We start from the raw sequence: 1,699 nt of genomic DNA on the forward strand, positions 1-1,699 counted from the left end.
ACGGACAGGACCTCGCCGACGCGCTGCCTGGCGATCAACCACTCGTGCCAGGCCGTCTCCGCTTCCGCGAGCTCGGCGAGCACCCGGTCGGCCACATTCCGAAGCTCTTCCACGCGCTCCCGCGCGGCCAGTTCCCGCTCCTCCAGCAGACCCACGACCGACGCCATCCCGGCACCTCCACCAGCGAGACAACCCAACGGCCCGAGCATGCCTCGCCCATGCCGACATCATGCCTGAGCTGCGAAAACACGCCGATCAAATTCGGTACGACAACGGCTTCTGACCTGTTGGCGGATGGGTTGGTGGTTTTGGATGTTTTGGGGGTCTTTGCAGAATTGGGCTGGACCAATGCCGGGCCGATCCGGGCGGGTGGCTGCCAAGAGCTGGAGGCTGTTGCCGGTCGCTGTCCGTGTTCGCAGTGAGCATGCCATGAGATCGGAGTGAGGCATCAGAGGCGGGGAATTTCCGGGTGTTCCCTGATGGTTTTCCTGCGCTTCCGGCATGTTTTCTCAGCGTGTTTTCTGCCGGGTTTCCGGTGGATCTTTCGGGAGCCGGATGGTGCGCGTCACGGGCAATGGTTTGTGACGCGCACCGGTTTGTCATCCTGTCAGATTGGACGTCGGCGGCCTGCCGTGGGGGTCGCTCATCGGTGCGCGGCTCGCTGCCCTGCTTGCCGCCGTCCGGGTCGTCCAGGGCGTCGTGCTGCTCGCCGCCGTCCCCGTCCGATGTGGTCGAGGCCTGGCCCGCCGTCCACGCCCGCCGTCCACGCCCGCCGTCCGCGTGCGGCCGGCCTCGGCCTGCTGCGCCGCGCTCGTTGCCTGTCATGTCCTGCCCCGTCGGCGGCCTGCTCGGTGCTGCCCTTGCCGGGCCGGGCGGGAGTGCCTCGCGCGGGCCATCAAGCTTGATGGTGGCCGGTCGTCTGGCCACCGTCCCGCCCCTGCTGCATTCCGCCCCCTGGCGGCCCGTCCCGGGGCGGCCGCGCCCCGCCGTCCGGGGCGCCGCCGTGGCCGTTCTGGGTCTGGCTGTGGGGTTGTGAGCCCGGCTGCGGGCCGCCTGCGGGGCTGTGAGGCGGGCTGTGTGCTCTGTGATCCGACATGCCCCGTCTTACCCGGTATGCCCTATGGGGGTTGTGAGGCAGGGCCCGTGTTCGCCCTGGTAGGGGCGCATGTCTGTAGGGCGGCCTGTGGGGCCGTGTGGCCTGTAGGGCGGCGCCCGCCCGGCGTCCTCTGACACGGGATCTTGACCGTTGGCCAAGTGATCTCGACGGCCAACCGGTTTCTGCATTTGATCTTGACCAGCGGTGGGGAAGGCGGTGGTTGGTGCCGCGCTGGCGGCCGGCGATGCCGTCTTGTCGGCGTCCGAGCTGGACTTCGTCGATGCTGGTGAGCGCCGTTGATTGCCGCGGGGTCGGAGCCGGAACCGGCGGTTCGGGACCCCCGAGCCGGTGTGTGAGTCCCGCCGGGCCAAGGGCAGCACGGCTTGGCCCGTGCGCTGGGCAAGTCTGGCGCCGCCTTCGTGTGCGCGTGCGCCGTCACGGCAGTCGCTGGGATCGGCCGGCAGAGCAGCCAGGTTGTGGCCTTTACGAGAGCTTCCACAGCCGGATGGTGGTGTCGCGGCTGCTGCTGGCGAGGGTTTTGCCATCGGGGCTGAACGCCGCCGAATACACGGTGTCGGTGTGGCCGGTGAGGGTGGCGGTACT

At 69.2% G+C, this 1,699-nt stretch carries 1 protein-coding gene; it reads right to left on the bottom strand.

Annotated features, from left to right (window positions below):
* Positions 1–1,579: 1,579 nt before the first annotated feature.
* A partial coding sequence (locus ACH4E7_RS45060) for a WD40 repeat domain-containing protein (RefSeq protein ID WP_396255045.1) occupies positions 1,580–1,699 on the bottom strand: 120 nt, incomplete at its 5' end.

The organism is Kitasatospora sp. NPDC018058, from assembly GCF_044327205.1.
Taxonomy (GTDB): Bacteria; Actinomycetota; Actinomycetes; order Streptomycetales; family Streptomycetaceae; genus Kitasatospora.